16 protein-coding genes are annotated in these 17902 nt (G+C 74.1%); 11 read left to right on the top strand and 5 right to left on the bottom strand.

All coding sequences use genetic code 11. From position 1 onward, the window contains the following. Positions 1 to 16: 16 nt before the first annotated feature. The gene (locus UXQ13_RS17610; RefSeq protein WP_336392623.1) at positions 17 to 1117 is read right to left on the bottom strand and encodes an amidohydrolase family protein; all 1101 of its coding nucleotides are present in this window, start codon (positions 1115 to 1117) and stop codon (positions 17 to 19) included. Between the two features lie 25 nt (positions 1118 to 1142). Between UXQ13_RS17610 and UXQ13_RS17615 the strand changes: the two genes are divergently transcribed. Both UXQ13_RS17615 and UXQ13_RS17620 read left to right on the top strand, forming a co-directional pair. Beyond that, a complete protein-coding gene (locus UXQ13_RS17615; protein WP_336392624.1) occupies positions 1143 to 2021 on the top strand; it encodes an oxidoreductase in 879 nt (292 codons plus the stop codon). Between the two features lie 82 nt (positions 2022 to 2103). Next, entirely contained in the window at positions 2104 to 3513 is a 1410-nt protein-coding gene (locus UXQ13_RS17620; protein ID WP_336392625.1) for an MFS transporter, read from the top strand. Here UXQ13_RS17620 and UXQ13_RS17625 read toward each other — a convergent pair. Further along, positions 3485 to 4843, bottom strand: a complete 1359-nt coding sequence (locus UXQ13_RS17625; protein ID WP_336392626.1) for an FAD-dependent monooxygenase — start codon at positions 4841 to 4843, stop codon at positions 3485 to 3487. The two genes, UXQ13_RS17620 and UXQ13_RS17625, sit on opposite strands and share 29 nt — an antisense overlap. 59 nt (positions 4844 to 4902) lie before the next feature. Between UXQ13_RS17625 and UXQ13_RS17630 the strand changes: the two genes are divergently transcribed. Further along, complete coding sequence (locus UXQ13_RS17630; protein ID WP_336392627.1) at positions 4903 to 5469, top strand: TetR/AcrR family transcriptional regulator; 567 nt, start codon at positions 4903 to 4905, stop codon at positions 5467 to 5469. On the opposite strand, the gene UXQ13_RS17635 is transcribed toward UXQ13_RS17630, so the two are convergent. The 3 genes from UXQ13_RS17635 to UXQ13_RS17645 form a co-directional block, all read right to left on the bottom strand. Continuing rightward, positions 5454 to 6557 (bottom strand): epoxide hydrolase family protein, encoded by a 1104-nt coding sequence (locus tag UXQ13_RS17635; RefSeq protein ID WP_336392628.1) that lies wholly within the window; start codon positions 6555 to 6557, stop codon positions 5454 to 5456. The genes UXQ13_RS17630 and UXQ13_RS17635 overlap by 16 nt on opposite strands. 28 nt (positions 6558 to 6585) lie before the next feature. Next, positions 6586 to 8049, bottom strand: coding sequence for an APC family permease (locus tag UXQ13_RS17640; protein WP_336392629.1), 1464 nt, complete (start codon positions 8047 to 8049; stop codon positions 6586 to 6588). A 110-nt stretch (positions 8050 to 8159) separates the two neighbouring features. After that, the gene (locus UXQ13_RS17645; protein WP_336392630.1) at positions 8160 to 9857 is read right to left on the bottom strand and encodes an alpha-keto acid decarboxylase family protein; all 1698 of its coding nucleotides are present in this window, start codon (positions 9855 to 9857) and stop codon (positions 8160 to 8162) included. A gap of 51 nt (positions 9858 to 9908) precedes the next feature. Here UXQ13_RS17645 and UXQ13_RS17650 point away from each other — a divergent pair, with 51 nt between their 5' ends. From UXQ13_RS17650 to UXQ13_RS17685, 8 genes are all read left to right on the top strand, one after another. Beyond that, a complete protein-coding gene (locus tag UXQ13_RS17650) occupies positions 9909 to 10433 on the top strand; it encodes an Lrp/AsnC family transcriptional regulator (protein WP_336392631.1) in 525 nt (174 codons plus the stop codon). A 112-nt stretch (positions 10434 to 10545) separates the two neighbouring features. Then, on the top strand, positions 10546 to 11862 hold the full coding sequence (locus UXQ13_RS17655; protein ID WP_225235304.1) for an MFS transporter: 1317 nt from the start codon (positions 10546 to 10548) through the stop codon (positions 11860 to 11862). Between the two features lie 12 nt (positions 11863 to 11874). Then, the gene (locus UXQ13_RS17660) at positions 11875 to 12549 is read left to right on the top strand and encodes an IclR family transcriptional regulator (protein WP_336392632.1); all 675 of its coding nucleotides are present in this window, start codon (positions 11875 to 11877) and stop codon (positions 12547 to 12549) included. 88 nt (positions 12550 to 12637) lie between these two features. Next, positions 12638 to 14287: a purine-cytosine permease family protein gene (locus tag UXQ13_RS17665; protein ID WP_336392633.1), complete on the top strand. Its 1650-nt coding sequence runs from the start codon at positions 12638 to 12640 to the stop codon at positions 14285 to 14287. 11 nt (positions 14288 to 14298) lie between these two features. Continuing rightward, complete coding sequence (locus UXQ13_RS17670; protein WP_336392634.1) at positions 14299 to 15699, top strand: glutamine synthetase family protein; 1401 nt, start codon at positions 14299 to 14301, stop codon at positions 15697 to 15699. 187 nt (positions 15700 to 15886) lie between these two features. Then, entirely contained in the window at positions 15887 to 16366 is a 480-nt protein-coding gene (locus UXQ13_RS17675) for an Hsp20/alpha crystallin family protein (RefSeq protein ID WP_225235300.1), read from the top strand. 52 nt (positions 16367 to 16418) lie between these two features. Continuing rightward, a complete protein-coding gene (locus UXQ13_RS17680) occupies positions 16419 to 16721 on the top strand; it encodes a helix-turn-helix domain-containing protein (RefSeq protein ID WP_336392635.1) in 303 nt (100 codons plus the stop codon). Between the two features lie 239 nt (positions 16722 to 16960). Further along, complete coding sequence (locus UXQ13_RS17685) at positions 16961 to 17836, top strand: hypothetical protein (protein WP_225236132.1); 876 nt, start codon at positions 16961 to 16963, stop codon at positions 17834 to 17836. Positions 17837 to 17902 lie beyond the last annotated feature (66 nt).

Here is a 17902-nt window from a genome sequence, read left to right on the forward strand (position 1 = left end):
CCCCGTTGCCGGCAGGTCACAGGCGGTAGGCCCGGCGGGCGTTCCCCGACCCGATGAGCTCGGCGACCCGCTGCGCGTCGGCCGCCGTCCAGGCGTCGTCGTCCACCCCTGCGGCCAGGTAGCTCCCCAGGCCGCGGCGGAAGAGCACCGTGCCCAGCAGGTAGAGCTCGGCCAGCCCGAACGCGTCGGAGGAGAACAGCACCTTGCCGAACGGGGCCAGCTCCAGCAGCTCCTGCACCAGGTTCGCCGACCGGGCACCCAGGTTGTGGGTGGCCAGCCCGACGTCGGCGAACACGTGCCCGAACACCTGGGCCAGGAAGCCGGCGTTGCGGTGGAACGGGTAGGTGTGCAGCAGCATGATCGGCACGCCGTGCGGCTCGGTGGCCCGCAGCAGGTCGGTCATCAGCAGCGGGTCGCCGCGGTGCAGGTCGGTGTCGGCGTCGCCGTAGCCGACGTGGAACTGCACGGGCATCTGCAGGTCGATGCCCGACCAGACGAGGAACTCGTGCAGCACCGGGTCGGCCACCCGGGTGCTGCCGGTGACCAGCAGCCGGTCGGCGGCGGCGACCACCTGGGCGTCGGTGGGTCGCTGCCCGCCCAGGGCCAGCCCGGCGCGGTAGGCGGCGATCGACTTCACCCCGACGGCGGTGGCGCAGCGGCGTCCCAGCTCGGTCCGGAACGCCTCGGGGAACCCGCCGGCACCCGAGTGCTCGAGCACCTGCGCGGCGACCAGCTCCAGCCGGACGATCTCGTGGCCCCGGCCGCCGGTGAGCGCGGCCAGCTCGTCGGGGGTGGTGATCGGCTCGGGCAGGTAGCCGGTGTCGACCAGGAAGGTCTGCGTGCCGGTCGCGGCCAGCATCCGGCGGTTCACCTCGGCCGCGCCCAGCTCGGCCCGGCGGGCGAGGTAGGTGTCGGCGTCGGTGTGCGGCTCCAGGTCCAGCACCGGCGGGCAGAACCGGCGCAGCGCGAAGCCGATCTGGGAGTCCAGCAGCGAGCCGCCCAGCGCGCTCGGCGCGGCGGCCTCGGTGAGCAGCGACTCGAACTCGGGGCGGTCGAGGTCCCGGGTGATCAGCCCGTGGCAGTGGTGGTCGACGAGGTCCAGCTCGGTGAGGTCCACGGCGGCATCCTCCTACCGTGGCGGCATGAGCACCCCGTGGAGCACCGCCGACATCCCCTCCCAGGCCGGGCGCACCGCCGTGGTCACCGGCGCCAACTCGGGTCTGGGTCTGGCCTCCGCCCGGGCGCTGGCCGCCGCGGGGGCGCACGTGGTGCTCGCCGTCCGGGACACCGCGCGAGGCGAGACCGCCGCGGCGTCGATCAGCGGGGACGTCGAGGTGCGCCGGCTGGACCTGGCCGACCTGTCCTCGGTGCGGGAGTTCGCCGCCGGGTGGACCGGTGACCTCGACGTCCTGGTGAACAACGCCGGGATCATGATGGTGCCGCAGGGCCGCACCGCCGACGGGTTCGAGCTGCAGTTCGGCACCAACCACCTGGGCCACTTCGCGCTGACCAACCTCCTGCTTCCGCACGTCGCCGACCGGGTGGTCACCGTCTCCTCCGGCCTGCACCGCAGCGGCACGATCGTGCTCGACGACCTGGGCTGGGAGCGCCGGCCGTACTCCGACACCGGCGCCTACGGCGCGTCGAAGCTGGCCAACCTGCTCTTCGCCCTCGAGCTGCAGCGCCGGCTGACCGCCGCCGGGTCGACGGTCCGCTCGATGGCCGCGCACCCGGGCTACGCCGCCACCGACCTGCAGTCGCACACCGAGAACCGGCTCAAGGACCTGGCGATGAAGCTGGGCAACCGGTTCATCGCGCAGTCCGACGCCGACGGCGCACTGCCCACCCTCTTCGCCGCCACCGCCGACCTGCCCGGCGGCAGCTACGCCGGTCCCTCGGGGTTCCAGGAGGGCCGCGGCGCCCCGACGCTGGTCGGCCGGTCCCGCGAGGCCTCCGACGTCCAGCTGGCCCGCGACCTGTGGACGGCGTCCGAGCGGCTGGTGGGCGCCACGGCGGGCTGACCGCCGCGGGGGCGTCGTCCCGGGGTACGGTCCCTGCGTCGGTATGACTTCCGGACCGACTCCCGGCGGACCAGGCGGCGCGATGACCACGGACACCACCCAGCAGGCCCCCGCGGCACCGCCGACCGACCGGCAGCTGCGGCTGCTGTTGGCCGTGGTGTCGGCGGCGACGTTCCTGGCCAGCCTGGACCTGTTCATCGTCAACATCGCCTTCCCGACGCTGGCGGTGGCGTTCCCGGACGCCGGGTCGTCGCTGGCCTGGGTGCTCAACGGCTACACGATCACCTTCGCCGCGCTGCTCGCCCCGGCCGGCCGGCTGGCCGACCGGTTCGGCCGCCGGCGGGTGTTCCTGCTCGGGCTGGCCGTGTTCACGCTGGCCTCGGTCGGCTGCGCGGTGGCCTGGGACGTGTGGTCGCTGGTCGCGTTCCGGGTGCTGCAGGGCATCGGCGGCGCGATGGTCACCGGGACGTCGCTGGCGCTGCTGCTGCACTCCTTCCCGCCCGCCCGACGGGGCACCGCGATCGCCACCTGGGCCGCGATCGGCGCCGTGGCCGCGGCGCTGGGCCCGCCGCTGGGCGGCCTGCTGGTCGAGCTGAGCTGGCGCTGGGTGTTCCTGGTCAACGTGCCGGTCGGGCTGCTCGCCGTCGTCGTCGGCCTCCGGGTGCTCACCGAGTCCAAGGACGCGACCGAGCGGCGCCGTCCCGACGTGCTGGGCACCGTCGTGCTCATCGCCGCGGTGGCCGCGCTGTCCTACGCGCTCATCCAGGCACCGGACAGCGGCTGGGCCAGCGGGACCACGCTGGGCTGGGGCGCGGCCGCGGTGCTGCTGACCGTCGCGGCGGTGCTGCGCTCGGCCAAGGTGGGCCCGCAGCTGGTGCCCGCGCTGTCGCTGCCGCTGTTCCGCAGCCGGCCCTACACGCTGAGCAGCGTGGCGATCGCGGCGTTCTTCGGGGCGTTCGGCGCGATGCTGCTGCACAACGTCTACTGGCTGACCACCGGCTGGGGCATGTCCACCGTGCTCGCCGGCATCGCGCTGACCCCCGGCCCGGTCGTGGCCGCGGTCGCCGCGCTGGCCGGCGGCAAGCTCGGCGCCCGGTTCGGCCACGGCGCCGTCGCCGCGGTCGGCGGGCTGTCCCTGGCGCTGGGCGTGCTCTGGTGGGTGGTGCTGGTCGACACCACCCCGGACTACCTGGTCGCCTTCCTCCCCGGCCAGCTGCTCACCGGCCTGGGTGTCGGGTTCACCATCGCCAACCTGTCCACCTCGGCGTCGGCATCGCTGCCCCCGCAGTGGCTGGCCACCGGGACGGCGACCTTCAACGCCGCCCGCCAGCTCGGCGCCACCCTCGGCGTCGCCCTGCTGCTGGCCGTCGTCCCGCTCGACGAGAGCGGCGGCCTGGCCGCCGCCGACCGCGGCTGGTGGCTGTCCATCGGGCTGGCGCTGACTGCATCGGTGACCGCGGCCTTCATCCGGCGGCCGGCGCCAGCCGGCTGAGCACCGCCCGCCACTCCCCCGTCGCCGGGTCCCCGGCCCACGCGACGTAGCCGTCGGGGCGCACCAGCAGCCCCGGTCCGTCGTCGGACCGCCGAACCACGGGCACACCGTCGACGTCGGCAGCACCCCGGGGCAGCACCAGCACGAAGCCGGCGGTGCGCTGCGCCTGGGCCAGCCCAGGGACGACGGCGCGGGTGCCGACCAGGCCGGGGCCCGGGTAGCGGATGTCGATCCCAGACAGCTGGCCCGCGCCCCGCCGCACCACCGGCGGCACCCGCAGCAGGCCGCGCAGCACCGCCGCGCGCAGCAGCCGCCCGCGCACCCCCGGCACGGTCATCAGGCGGATCAGCGCACCCGAGGAGCGGAGCACCGCCGTCCCGACCGGGTGCCGTTCGCGCTGGTAGCCGTCGAGGTCCCCGCCGGTCAGCCGCCAGCCCAGGCCGAACGCGTCCTGGATGCCGGTGTTCATGCCCTGCCCACCGGCCGGGGAGTGCACGTGCGCGGCGTCCCCGGCCAGGAACACCCGGCCGACCCGGTAGGCCGGTGCCTGCCGCTCGTCGCTGGCGAACCGGGAGCTCCACCGCACCTCGCCCATCGGCAGGCCGAAGACCCGGTGCAGCAGCCCGGCGACCTCCTCGTCGCCGACGGGCTCCTCGGTGCCGACCTGCCGGCGGCGGTCCCAGCCGATCAGCCGGAACCAGCCGTCGCCGAACGGGGCGAGGAACCCGAAGCCGTGCTCGTCCACGTCGACCCGCAGGTCACCGGGGTCCAGCGGCAGCCGGACGTCGGCCAGCACCACTGAGCTCAGCACGGTGCGCCCGGGGAAGGGAACGCCGATCAGCTGCCGGACGGTGCTGCGCACGCCGTCCGCGCCGACCACGTACCGCGCCCGCCACTCCCGGTCGCCAGCCAGCACCGTCACGCCGTCGTCGTCCTGCGCGAGGCCGGTCACGGTGACCCCGCGCTCGACCCGGGCGCCGGCGTCGACGGCGTGCCGCTCCAGCAGCCGGTCGACGTGCACCTGCGGGGTCATCAGCACGAACGGGAACCGGGTCGGCAGCCCGGACAGGTCGATGCCGGCGTCGCCGACCAGCTGCAGCCGGCCGACCGGCGTGCCGGTGGCGATCAGCTCGTCGGCCAGGCCGCGGCTGTCCAGCAGCTCGAGGGTGCGGGCGTGCACGCCGAAGGCCCTGCTCAGCGGGCTCGGCGCCGCGTGCCTGTCGAGCACGACCACCCGGCCGCCGGCGCGGGCGACCTCCCCGGCCACCGCGCAGCCGGTCGGCCCGGCACCCACCACCACGACGTCGTCCACGGCTGCCTCCTGGGTCATCGACTGATGACTTGGAACCTACCGATCCTGTCAACGGTCGATGACTTACCCTGGTGACCGTGTCCACGAGCGATGACATGCCTGGTCGGGTCCGTGACGCCGCGGCGACCCGGGCCGAGCTGCTGGCCGCCGCCCGCCGCCGGTTCGGCACCGACGGCTACGAGCGGACGACGATCCGGGCGGTCGCCGGCGACGTCGGCGTCGACGCCGCGCTGGTCATCCGGTACTTCGGCAGCAAGCAGGGGTTGTTCACCCGGGCCGCCGACCTGGATCTGCGGATCCCCGACCTGACCGGGGTGCGGGCCGGTGACCTGTCCAAGGTGCTGGTCGACCGGTTCTTCGCGGTGTGGGAGGACGACGACACGTTCCTGGCGCTGCTGCGGGCGGCGGCCACCAGCGAGGTGGCCGCCGAGGCGATGCGCGGGGTGTTCGCGGCGCAGGTGGGTCCGGCGCTGGCCGCCGTCACCGACGACCGGGCGCCGGAGCGGGCCGCGCTGGTCGGCGCGACGGTCCTCGGCTTCGCGCTGGCCCGCTACGTGCTGCGGCTACCGCCCCTGGTCGACATGACCCGGGACCAGGCCCAGGCCTGGCTGGGCCCGACGTTGCGTCACTACCTGCTGGACTGAGTACCCGTCACCAGCTGCAGGAAGCTGCGGAGCTCGGCGACGAGGAGGTCGGGGACCTCGACGGCCGGGAAGTGACCGCCGCGCGGCAGCTCGGACCAGGAGACCAGGTTCGTCGCCGCCTCGACCACGTGCCGGACCGGCCGGTGCAGGTCGTGCGGGAACACGCTGACCCCGGTGGGCACGGTGGCCGACCAGGTGTCGTCGGGGTGCTCGCGGCGCTCCCAGTACAGCTGGGACGACGACCCCGCCGTCCCGGTGAACCAGTAGACGGCGATGTTCGCCAGCACCTGGTCCACCGTCTGGGGCCCCAGGACGTCGGACGCCGGGTCGGTCCAGTCGCGGAACCGCTCGGCGATCCAGGCCAGCTGGCCGGCCGGGCTGTCGGTGAGCGCCGGGGCCAGCGACAGCGGCTTGGTCGCCTGGGTCTTCATGTAGCCCGACAGCTCCTGGGCGTACCGGGTCGCCCGCGCCGCCGCCCGCTCGTCGTCGGGGTCGGCCAGGCCCATCGTCATGGTCACGTGCAGCCCGGCCACCCGCTCGGGCTGCAGCACCGCCAGGTCGCGGGCCACCCGGGAGCCCCAGTCGCCGCCGTGCACGACGTAGCGGTCGTACCCCAGCCGGGCCAGCAGCTCGGCGACCGCGGCGGCCATCCGCTGGGAGGTCCAGCCGCCGTCCGGGGTCGGCCCGGAGAACCCGTACCCGGGCAGCGACGGGACGACGACGTGCGCCAGCTCCTGGAGCGGGGCGATCACCCGCTGGAACTCCACGACGCTGCCCGGCCAGCCGTGCAGCAGCACCAGCACCGGGGCGTCGGCGGCGGCCGACCGGGCGTGGACGGCGTGGATGCGGGTGCCGTCGACCGTCGTCGCCACCTGGTCGTGGGCGTTGAGCGCGGCCTCGTGCTCCCGCCAGTCCCACTCCCCCGCCATGCGCGCGGCGAGCTGCTGGGTGAGCCCCAGCGGGATGCCGCGCTCGCCGTCCAGGGCCTGGTCGGCCGGCCAGCGGGTGCGGGCCAGCCGGTCGCGCAGCTCGTCCACCTCGGCCTGCGGGATCTCGACGCGGAACGGGACGACGTCGGTGTCGGTCATGGGAGCACCATGCCCGCTCCCGGACCGGCTACCCCTGCTCGACCGGCTCCCGGCTGCCCAGCTCGGCGGCCATCAGCGCCTGGCCGGCCCGCCGCGCCACCGCGGGAAGGGCGAGGACGGCGACCAGCCCGGCCAGCAGCCACACCCCGGCGACGACCGGGAACCAGAACGCGGCGCCGTCGGCGTAGGCCGGGTACGGGAACACGTTGCGGACGATCGTGTAGCCGAGCACCACCAGCGCGGCGATCGGGATGACCACCTGCCACATCGGCACGCCCGGCAGCTTCTTCTGCACGAACACCAGCCGGATCGCCCCGATCGTGGTGAGCACGTAGGCCACCAGCAGGATCAGCGTGCCGATCGTCCCGGACCAGAAGAAGGTGTCCTCGGCCTGCGCCCCGAAGAACAGCGCGCTGACCAGCACGATCAGCGCCATGACCACGGTCGAGGCCAGGGCGGCCCGGGCCGGCACGCCCTCGCGGTTGACCGCGGCCAGGCCGCTCTCGGACCGGCCCTCGGGCGCGGTGTCCCGGGCGAAGGCGAACACCAGCCGGGAGGCGCCGACCACGCAGGCCAGGCAGCAGCCGAAGGCGCTGATCGCCGCGCCCAGGGTGATGATGTCGCCGATCCAGGAGCCGATGTACGCCGTCCCGATGTCGCCGAGCAGCGAGGGCGAGGCGGTGAACGCGGCCACCCCGGCGTCGTCGGTGCCGAAGGCCATCATCTCCACCGCGGTGACGACGACGAAGTAGACGCCGCCGAAGATCGCCGTCCCGAGGATCGCTCGCGGGATGTCCCGGCGCGGGTTGCGGGCCTCCTCCCCCAGCGTCGCGGCGGCCTCGAAGCCGGCGAAGGACAGGAAGCCGAAGACCACGCCGAGGAACACCGCGGACACGTCGGTGCCCGGCGCGACGGAGAAGACGTCGAGGGTGAACGACCCGTCGGCGAAGGTGCCGCTGTCCGGCGTCGAGCCACCCACCAGCCGGACCAGCACGACGGCCACGATCAGCAGGATCAGCGCCACCGTCACGCCCTCGACGGTCAGCAGCACGCTGGTGCCGCGCTTGGCCGGGACCACGGTGAGCAGGTAGGACGCGACCAGCGCCACGGCGACCAGCACGAACGGCCCCCACGACGGCGGGTTCGGCCAGATGCCGACCTGCTGCAGGAACGCCGTCCCGAAGATGCCGGTGGCGGAGGAGGTGACCACGCCGTAGAAGCAGTAGGTGCCCAGCAGGCCGAACCCGGAGAACAGCCCGGCCCGCGGGCCGAGGGTCGCGCCGACGAAGGCGTAGACCGACCCGGCGTGCTGGAAGTACTGGCACAGCCGGACGAAGCCGTAGGCCACCAGCAGCACGCCGACCGCGGCGAGCAGGAACGCCAGCGGCACCGCCCGCCCGACGGTGGACGCCGTCCCCTGCGGGTTGATGTTGGCCGCCATCGACGGCGCCATCAGCGCCACCGACAGCCCGATCGCCTGCCAGACGGACAACGACCGGCGCAACCCGCCCGTCGATGGGGTGTCCCGAACTTCGGCCACTGCACTCTCCTCGCCCAGTCGTTGCGCGGGGCAACGTCGAACCCGTGCGGGGAGTGTGCGGCCTAGACCGTGTCGGTGGTGTTTCCGGCGCGCTGCTGCTTCGCGGCGTTGGCCAGCCGGGCGAGCTCGTCGATCAGCGGCGGGGTGTCGTCGGCGTCCAGCACGGCCCGCACCACCCGCATCCGCCCGGTGTCGGCGAACGCCTCGGCCAGCGCGTCGACCAGCTCCTCGCCCGTGTCCGCGTCGGCGTAGCCCGCCCGGCCCTCGGTGAAGCCGGCGACGAGGGCGCGCCAGTCCCAGGCGGCCACGTCGTTGTAGACCGCCCGCGGCGACTGCAGCGCGCGCTCGATCGTGTAGCCGCGGTTGTCCAGCAGCAGCACGACCGGGGCGAGGCCGGCGGCGGCGATGGTGGACAGCTCCTGCACGGTCATCTGCGCCGCGCCGTCCCCGATCACCAGGACCGGCCGGCGGCCGGGCTCCGCCAGCCCCTGCCCCAGGACGGCGGGCAGCGCGTAGCCGATCGAGCTCCAGATCGGCTGGCCGGAGAAGACGGTGTCCGCGGGCAGCGGGATGCCGAGGGCCCCGTAGTAGGCGGTGCCGGTGTCGGCCAGCAGCGCGGTGCCGGTCGGCAGCACCCCGGCCAGCACCGACCACAGCTGCGCCTGGGTCAGCGGGCCCGCGAGCTCCACGACGGACGCGGGGACGGCGGCCGACCGCTCGAACCGGGGGCCGGTGCGGGCGTCCAGCGCGCGGTCCAGGGCGGCCAGCGCGTCGCGGAGGAGCACCCGACCGACCGGGGTGGCGCCGAAGCCGGCCTCCGCCGCGGCCAGGAACGGGGTGTCGGCGTCCGGACGGCGGTGCGAGCCGAACCCGGTCAGCTCGGCGGTCAGCGCGGTGCCCACGTGCACGACGACGTCGGCGGCCTCGACCAGCTCGGCGGTGCCGTTGGCCAGCATCGCGCCGGCGTGGTCCCCGGCGAAGGCGGGGTGGCCGGGGTCCAGGACGCCGCGGGCGGACAGCTGGGTGACCACCGCGACGCCGTGCCGCTCGGCCAGCTTCGCCAGGTCGTCCGAGGCACCGAACCGCGGCACCAGGTGGCCCACGACGAGCACCGGCCGCTGCGCGGTGGCCAGCAGCTCGGTCAGCCGGGCCTCGAAGGCGGCCAGCGCGTCGGCGTCGGAGTGCGCGACCAGCGGCCGGGCCAGCGGGGCGGCGTCGACCGGGGCCAGCGCGAGGTCCTGCGGGACGGCGAGGTAGCCGGGCTTGCGGTGGGTGACGGCGGCCAGCAGCACGGCGTCGACCTGCTCGGTGGCCCGCTCGGCGATCACCGTCTCCGCGGCCACGGCCACCTCGGCGGCGGCGCGGGAGAAGTGCCCGAAGTCGCCGTCGGCCAGCGTGTGGTGGATCAGCGCGCCGGTCTCCACGGCGGCGCGGCGCGGGGCGCCGACGACCTGCACCAACGGCACGTCCTCGGCGGCGGCGCCGGCGAGGGCGTTGAGCACCGACAGCTCCCCCACGCCGTAGGTGGTGACCACGACGCCCAGGCCGCGGCTGCGGGCGTAGGCGTCGGCGGCGTACCCGGCGCCGAGCTCGTTGGGCGAGCCGACCCAGGCCGGGCCGTCGACCGCGAGGCCGTCGAGCAGGTCGAGGTTGAAGTCGCCCGGGACGCCGAACAGGTGCTCGACGCCCAGCTGCCGCAGCCGGGTGCCCAGGTAGGCGGCGAGGGTGACGGTGGCGGGGCGCTCGTCCGGGGCACTCATGGTGTGAACGGTGGGCCCGACCGCTGATGTGCGCAACCATCGCGCGACACGGTGCGCACTCTGCCCACCGGAGAGCCCCCGACCGAGAGCGAGCTGCGCACCGTGCACACCCTCGACGCCACCGACGCCCGCATCCTGCTCGCCCTCGACGAGGACCCCTCGGCCTCGACGATGGCGCTGGCCACCCGGCTGGGTCTGGCCCGCAACACGGTGCACGCCCGGCTGCGCCGGCTGGAGTCGGACGGCGCGCTGCAGCAGCACAGCCACCGGGTCGACCCGCACAGCCTCGGCCGCACCCTGCTGGCCTTCATGACGCTGTCGCTGAGCCAGAGCCAGGGCTCGGAGGGGGCGGCCGCCGCCCTGGCCGCCATCCCGGAGGTGGTCGAGGTGCTGGCCACCACCGGGGACGCCGACCTGCTGGCCCGGGTGGTCGCCGTCGACACCGCCGACCTGTACCGGATCACCGAGCTGGTGCTGACCGCCCCCGGGGTCGAGCGGGCGAGCACGTCGATCGCCCTGGTCGAGGTGGTGCCGATGCGGCTGGCGCCCCTGCTGGCGCAGCGCGCCGCCGGCTGATCCGCCACCCGGGGGGTTGTGGTCGGCGTCACGCGCTGGCTACGGTCGGCTCCGTCAGCGAGCTGAACGTTCGCAATACGAGCACGGAGGCAACGATGCCGAGGACCACCGCGTGACCGCCACCCAGGCCCGCCCCACCACCACCCGCGAGGAGCGCACGGTGCTCGCCGGCACCCTCGCCGGCACGACCATCGAGTGGTACGACTTCTTCATCTACGCCCAGGCGGCCACCCTGGTGCTCGCCCCGCTCTTCCTCGCCCCGGTGAGCGACGGCAACGAGGCCCTGGCCACCGTCCTGTCGCTGGCCACCATCGGCATCAGCTTCCTGTTCCGGCCACTGGGCGCGATCGTCGCCGGCCGGTACGGCGACCGGCTGGGCCGCAAGAAGATGCTGGTCTTCACCCTGCTGCTCATGGGCGGGTCGACCGCCCTCATCGGGCTGCTGCCGACCTACACCAGCATCGGCGTCGCGGCGCCGATCATCCTGATCCTGCTCCGGGTGCTGCAGGGGTTCTCCGCCGGCGGCGAGTGGGGCGGGGCCGCGCTGATGGCCGTCGAGCACGCGCCGCTGTCCCGGCGCGGGCTGTTCGGCGCCTACCCCGGGGTCGGCGTCCCGCTGGGGCTGATCCTGGCCACCGGCGTCCTGCTGCTCATGACCAGCGTGACCACCGACGAGCAGTTCCTGTCCTGGGGCTGGCGGGTGCCGTTCCTGCTGTCCATCGTGCTCATCGGCGTCGGCTACCTGATCCGCCGCTCGGTCGAGGAGAGCCCGGTCTTCCGCGAGCTGCAGGAGCGCAAGCGCGAGTCCTCGGCCCCGCTGCGCGACCTGTTCGCCACCAACACCAAGCAGGTCGTGCTCACCGCGCTGGTGTTCCTGGCCAACAACGCCGCCGGCTACCTGGTGATCGCCTACTTCATCGGCTACGGCACCGGCACGCTGGGCATGGCGCGCGGCCCGGTGCTCACCGCGATCGTCGTCGCCTCGGTCGGCTGGCTGGTGTTCACCCTCTACGGCGGAGCGCTGTCGGACCGGATCGGCCGGGTGCGCACCTTCCAGCTGGGCTACGCGCTGGTGTTCGTCTGGATGATCCCGATGTTCCTGCTCGTCGACACCGCCAACATCTGGCTGTTCGGCCTCGGCGTGCTGGTGCTGTCGGTCGGCCTGGGGCTGTCCTACGGACCGATGTCGGCGATGTACGCCGAGATGTTCCCGGTCGCCGTCCGGTACTCCGGGGTGTCCATCGGCTACGCCCTCGGCGCGATCCTGGGCGGCGCGTTCGCCCCGGCGATCAGCGAGCTGCTGGTGCAGGAGACCGGCACCGGCCTGTCCATCGGGATCTACATGATGGTGCTGGCCGCGATCTCCTTCGCCGCTGTCTCCGTGATCCGCGAGACGCGGGGCGCGGACCTGGGTGTCGACGGGCACTGAGATGCTGACCCGGTGACCGCGCCGCAGTCCCAGACCCTGGACCGGGGCCTGCGCATCCTCGAGCACCTCGCGGCCGCCGGGTCGCCCCGGCCGGTGATGGAGGTGGCGGCCGCGGTCGGGCTGCACCGGTCGATCACCTACCGGCTGCTGCGCACGCTGGAGGACCGCGGGTTCGTCGAGCGCGACGACGCCGGCCGCTTCGGGCTCGGGCTGGCCGTCTCGGTGCTGGCCCGCGGGGTGCGCACCAGCCTGCAGGCCTCGGCCACCGCCCGGCTGACCCCGCTCGTGGAGCGCTTCGGCTGCACCGGCTTCCTCGTCGTCCGGGCCGGGGACGACGCGGTCACCCTCACCAGCGTCGAGCCCCGCGACGTGCCCAGCCACGTCACGCGCCGACCCGGCACCCGGCACCCCATCGGCCGCGGCGCCCCCGGGCTGGCGCTGCTCATGCCCGACCCACCGACCGACGACGACCGGCCCGAGCTGGTCACCGCGCGGGCCACCGGGTGGGCGGTCAGCGAGGGCGAGGTCATCCCCGGCGTCCGCTCGGTGTCGGCCCCGGTGGTCGGCCCCGACGGCACCGCCCGGGCGGCGGTCGCCGTCGTCCACACCGGGGCGCGGGACGACGCGGAGGCGCTGGGCCGGGCCGTCGTCGACGTCGCGCGCGCCCTCGCCGCCGACCTGCCGTGACCGGCTGAGCGAACGGAACGCTCCGGTCACGCAGGGGCAACACCGGGTCGGGACCCTGGCCGCACCGACCACCAGGGGGACGACGGCCATGGCCACCAGCGAGCTCTCCACCGACCCACCGGCCCGGGCGACCGCGGCCGCGACCGCCTCGGAGACCCTGGAGGACTACACCCTCCGGTTCGCCCCGCGCAGCTACCGCCGGTGGTCCACCGGCGTCGTCTCGGTGTCCGCACTGGGCGGCATCGCCTACCTGGCCGACTTCGCGATCGGGGCGAACATCGGCATCGCCTACGGCACCACGAACGCGCTGTGGGGCATCGGCCTGTTCGCGGTCGTCATCTTCCTGAGCGGCTTCCCGCTGGCCTACTACGCGGCCCGCTACAACCTCGACCTGGACCTGATCACCCGCGGCAGCGGCTTCGGCTACTACGGCTCGGTGGTCACCAACGTCGTGTTCGCGACGTTCACGTTCATCTTCTTCGCCCTCGAGGGCTCGATCATGGCGCAGGGCCTGGAGCTCGGGCTCGGCCTCCCGCTGTGGCTGGGCTACGCGGTCTCGACGCTGATCATCTTCCCGCTGGTGGTCTACGGGATGAAGGTGCTCTCCACCCTGCAGGTCTGGACGACGCCGCTGTGGCTGCTGCTGATGGTCGCCCCCTTCGGCTACCTGGTCGTCAGCCACCCGGAGTCGGTCGGCGCGTTCTTCGACTACCAGGGCGAGAACGGGGACGGCGCGGCCAGCCTGAGCTCGGTGCTGCTGGCCGCCGGGGTCTGCCTGTCGCTGATCGCGCAGATCGCCGAGCAGATCGACTACCTGCGCTTCATGCCGCCGAAGACCGCGGAGAACCGTCGCCGGTGGTGGACCGCGGTCGTGCTCGCCGGGCCCGGCTGGGTGTTCTTCGGCGCGGCCAAGCAGGTGGTCGGGCTGTTCCTCGCCGTCTACGTGATCGCGAACGTCGCCGACGGCGCGACCGTGGCCAACGAGCCCGTGCACCAGTTCCTGGAGATCTACCGGGAGATCGTGCCCGGCTGGCTCGCCCTGGCCCTGGCCGTCGTCCTCGTGGTGATCAGCCAGGTCAAGATCAACGTGACCAACGCCTACTCCGGCTCGCTGGCCTGGACCAACAGCTTCACCCGGGTGACCAAGCACTACCCGGGCCGGCTGGTGTTCGTGGCCGTCAACCTGGCGATCGCGCTGGTGCTGATGGAGGCGAACATGTTCGACTTCCTCAACACGATCCTGGGCTTCTACGCCAACATCGGCATCGCCTGGGTGGTCACCGTGGCCAGCGACATCGCGATCAACAAGTACCTGCTGGGCATCTCGCCGAAGCAACCCGAGTTCCGCCGCGGGATGCTGTACGCGGTCAACCCGGTGGGCTTCGGCGCGATGGCCGCGGCGTCGGTCCTGTCGATCGCCTGCTTCTTCGGGCTGCTCGGCGAGACCCTGCGGCCCTACTCCCCCCTCCTCGCCGTCGGCCTCGCCCTCGTGCTGCCCCCTGTGCTGGCCGTCGCCACGAAGGGCCGCTGGTACCTGCGAAGGACCGACGACGGCATCGACGCCCCGCTGCTGGACGCCGAGGGCAACCCGTCGGACCTGGTGCTGCACTGCCACGTCTGCGACACCGACTTCGAGCGCCCCGACATGGCCGCCTGCCAGGCGCACGACGCCCACGTCTGCTCGCTGTGCCTGTCGACGGACCAGACCGGGGAGCACGTGCTGCCCGCGCAGGTGTGACACTCCCCCGCATGGACCAGCTCGACCACGCCACCCGGGACGACCGCCGCGCCGCCGCAGAGGCCCTGCTGCCCGAGCTGGAGGACGCCGGCGTCGTCGGCGTCGCCCTGCCCTGGGTGGACACCTCGGGCATCACCCGGGTGAAGACCGTGCCGCTGGCCAAGCTGCCCTCGGCCGCCGCCTGGGGCGTGGGCATGAGCCCGGTCTTCGACGGCTTCCTGCTCGACGACTCGATCGTCGCCGGACGGTTCGCCGGCTCCGCGATCGGTGACCTGCGGCTGCACCCCGACCTTTCCCGGCTGACCGTGCTGGCCGGGCAGCCGGGCTGGGCGTGGGCGCCGGTGGACCGCTACACCCAGGCGGGGGTGCCGCACGTGCAGTGCTCCCGCTCGCTGCTGCGCCGGCTGGTCTCCTCGCTCGCGGAGGAGGGCTACGAGGTGCGGGGGGCATACGAGGTCGAGTGGGTGGTCGGTCGGCCCGACGGTCTGCCCGACGACCCGGACGCCTTCGTGCCCGCGCTCACCGGACCGGCCTACGGCATGACCCGGCTGGCCGAGGTCAGCGACTACGGACGCGACCTGCTGGTCGCCCTGGAGGAGCAGGGGGTGGCCGTCGACCAGTTCCACCCGGAGTACGCGGGCGGCCAGCTGGAGATCTCCGTCGGCGCGCAGGACCCGGTCGGCGCGGCCGACACCGCCCTGCTCGTCCGGAACACCATCACCGCCATCTCGGCCCAGCACGGGCTGCGGGTGTCCTTCTCCCCCAAGGTCACCGCGGACGGCGTCGGCAACGGCGGGCACGTCCACCTCTCGCTCTGGCGGGACGGCGAGAACCTGATGAGCGGCGGCGACGGCACCTTCGGGCTCACCGCCGAGGGCGAGGGCTTCACCGCCGGCCTGCTGGCCCACCTGCCCGGCCTGCTCGCGGTCGGGGCGCCGTCGGTGGCCTCCTACCTGCGGCTGGTGCCCTCGCACTGGGCCGGCGCGTTCGCCGCCTGGGGGCTGGAGAACCGCGAGGCCGCGCTGCGCTTCGTCACCGGCCCCGACGGCAACCGGCAGCACGCCGCCAACGTCGAGATCAAGAGCGTCGACCTGGCCGCGAACCCCTACCTGCTCATGGCCGGCTGCCTCGCCGCCGGACTGGCCGGGGTGCGCGCGGGCTCCCGGCTGCCCGACCCGGTGGGCGTCGACCCGGCCTCGCTGAGCGACGAGGGCCGCCGGGAGGCCGGCATCCGCCCGCTGCCCGCGTCGCTGGAGGACGCCGTCCGCGCCTTCGAGTCCGACGAGGTGCTCACCGCCGCCTTCGGCGAGGAGCTGGCGGCCACCGTCGCCGACGTCCGGCGCGGGGAGATCGCGCTGTTCGAGGGCGTCTCCCCCGAGGGCATCTGCCGGGCGGTGCGCTGGAGGCACTGAGCTTTGCTGCTCCCGACCTTGCAGATCGGCAACGGGGACGCGCCGTCCCTCCCCGCGCCACCGTTGCCGATCTGCGATGTCGACGGGCAGGTTTACGACCGGAGCACCCTGAGGTAATCTCCAGTCGTCGCTGGAGATTCGGCGACGAGGACGACAGATCGACCTGCACCCACGGAGGTATCCCCAGATGCTCACCGCGTACGACCCCTTCGGCTCCGCCAGCCCGCTGTCCAGCGCCTTCCGCGCCCTGGACCAGCTGACCTCCCGGGCCGGCACCACCACCGCCCGCGCCCTGGCCGGCATGCCGATGGACGCCTACCGGGTGGGCGACCAGTTCGTCGCCCACTTCGACCTGCCCGGCGTCGACCCCGGCTCGATCGACCTGTCCATCGAGGGCACCACGCTGACCATCAGCGCGGAGCGCTCGGTGCCGCAGCTCGAGGGCGCGGAGTGGTCGGTCGCCGAGCGGCCGTTCGGCAGCTACACCCGGCAGCTGGTGCTGGGCCGCAGCCTGGACACCGACCGGCTCGAGGCCAGCTACCACGACGGCGTGCTGACCGTCAGCATCCCGGTGGCCGAGAAGGCCAAGGCCCGCAAGATCACCGTCTCCCGCTCGGACACCCCCTCGACCATCGAGGCGGCCGAGCACCAGGCCGTGGAGAGCTGACCGTGACCACCGGCGGGCGGGGCCACCGCGGCCCCGCCCGCCGTCGCACGTCGTGACCGACCCGCTGCAGCCCCTCGACGACCCGGATCGGCCGACCTACACGATCGGCCAGGCCGCGGAGCTGCTCGGCGTCCAGGTCGCCTTCCTCCGCAGCCTGGACACCGCCGGGGTGGTGGAGCCCGCCCGCTCGGCCGGCGGCCACCGCCGCTGGTCCCGCAGCCAGCTCCGGGTGGCCGCGCGCATCCGCGTCCTGGTGGACGACGGCCACCCGCTGGTCTCCGCCGAGCTCATCGTCACCCTCCAGGACGAAGCCGCCCACCTCCGCGACGAACTCTCCACCCGCCCACCCGCCTGACCCCCTCTCTCTCCCTCCCTCCTCCCCCTCGCCTCCCTTCCGGCGGTGATCATGGGGTTGTGGCTCGTTCGACACGCGTGGACAGCGCGTCACCCGGCGAAAACCCCATGATCACCAAAGGGACGCGGGGGTAGCACGCTCGCGGCCGGGGCGGAGGTCGCGGTCCACATCTGGGTGAGGTGTCCACAGATGTCTGCTCGGCCGGTGGGTCCTGCGGCTCCGCGCGCAGGGTCGGCCGGGTGCAGCACTTCCCGGGGACATACACGTGGAGCGGGGCCCGTGCGGCCGGGATGAGCCGGCGGCAGATCGAGGCCGACGGGGTCCGGCTGGGGCGGGGCGTCTACCTGTCCCGCGGCGAGACCGAGGACCTGGCCACCCGCTGCCGGGCATGGGCGCCCGTCCTGCCCGAGGGAGGAGCGTTCGGCCTGCAGACCGCAGCCGCCCTGCTCGGCGCCCCGGTCGACCCGCCGGATGTGGTGCGGGCGGTCGTGCGACCCGACCGCCTGGTCCCCCACCGGAGCGGGCTCACCGTCGTGCACCGCGACCTCCGACCGGAGGACGTCGTCGAGATCGACGGGCTACCGGTGACCTCGGGGTCGCAGACCTTCCTCGACCTCGCCCGCTGCACCCGGCCCGACGAGCTGGTGGCCGTCGGCGACGCCCTCTACCGACTCGGCCACCTGGACGCCGACCGGCTCGAGCAACGGCTGGACCGTGCCGAGGGACTGCGGGGCGTCGTCCGGGCGCGGGCCTGCGCGCCCCGGCTCACCCCGCTGGCCATGTCCCGGCCGGAGAGCCTGGTCCGCTGCTGGATCCTGGACAGCCCGCTGCCCGACCCGGAGCCGCAGATCCCGATCGAGAACCGCTTCGGCGTCGTCGTCACCCACGGCGACCTGGGGTGGCGGCGCTACCGGCTGGTGCTGGAGTACGAGGGCGGCGGCCACGCCACCCAGGAGAAGCTTGACTCCGACGTCGAACGCCATTCCCTGGCCGCCGCCGACGGCTACCTGGTCCAACGCTTCGCCAGGAAGCACCTGGCGAGGCCGGCCGTGCTCCTCGACAGGGTGGAAGCCGCCCTGCTCAGCCGAGGCTGGCGACCCCCACCCCGTCGGTGATCATGGGGTTGTCGCCCGTTCGACACGCGTCGACGGCGTGTCCACCGCGCACAACCCCATGATCAC

This window comes from Klenkia terrae, assembly GCF_037083865.1.
In the GTDB taxonomy this organism is placed as follows: domain Bacteria; phylum Actinomycetota; class Actinomycetes; order Mycobacteriales; family Geodermatophilaceae; genus Klenkia; species Klenkia terrae.

Excerpts from the sequence above, each read along its gene's own strand:
- UXQ13_RS17675 (WP_225235300.1), top strand. The coding sequence starts at position 15,887 with ATGCTCACCGCGTACGACCCCTTCGGCTCCGCCAGCCCGCTGTCCAGC.
- UXQ13_RS17625 (WP_336392626.1), bottom strand. The coding sequence starts at position 4,843 with ATGACCCAGGAGGCAGCCGTGGACGACGTCGTGGTGGTGGGTGCCGGG.
- UXQ13_RS17670 (WP_336392634.1), top strand. The coding sequence starts at position 14,299 with ATGGACCAGCTCGACCACGCCACCCGGGACGACCGCCGCGCCGCCGCA.
- UXQ13_RS17635 (WP_336392628.1), bottom strand. The coding sequence starts at position 6,557 with ATGACCGACACCGACGTCGTCCCGTTCCGCGTCGAGATCCCGCAGGCC.
- UXQ13_RS17645 (WP_336392630.1), bottom strand. The coding sequence starts at position 9,857 with ATGAGTGCCCCGGACGAGCGCCCCGCCACCGTCACCCTCGCCGCCTAC.
- UXQ13_RS17665 (WP_336392633.1), top strand. The coding sequence starts at position 12,638 with ATGGCCACCAGCGAGCTCTCCACCGACCCACCGGCCCGGGCGACCGCG.
- UXQ13_RS17620 (WP_336392625.1), top strand. The coding sequence starts at position 2,104 with ATGACCACGGACACCACCCAGCAGGCCCCCGCGGCACCGCCGACCGAC.
- UXQ13_RS17615 (WP_336392624.1), top strand. The coding sequence starts at position 1,143 with ATGAGCACCCCGTGGAGCACCGCCGACATCCCCTCCCAGGCCGGGCGC.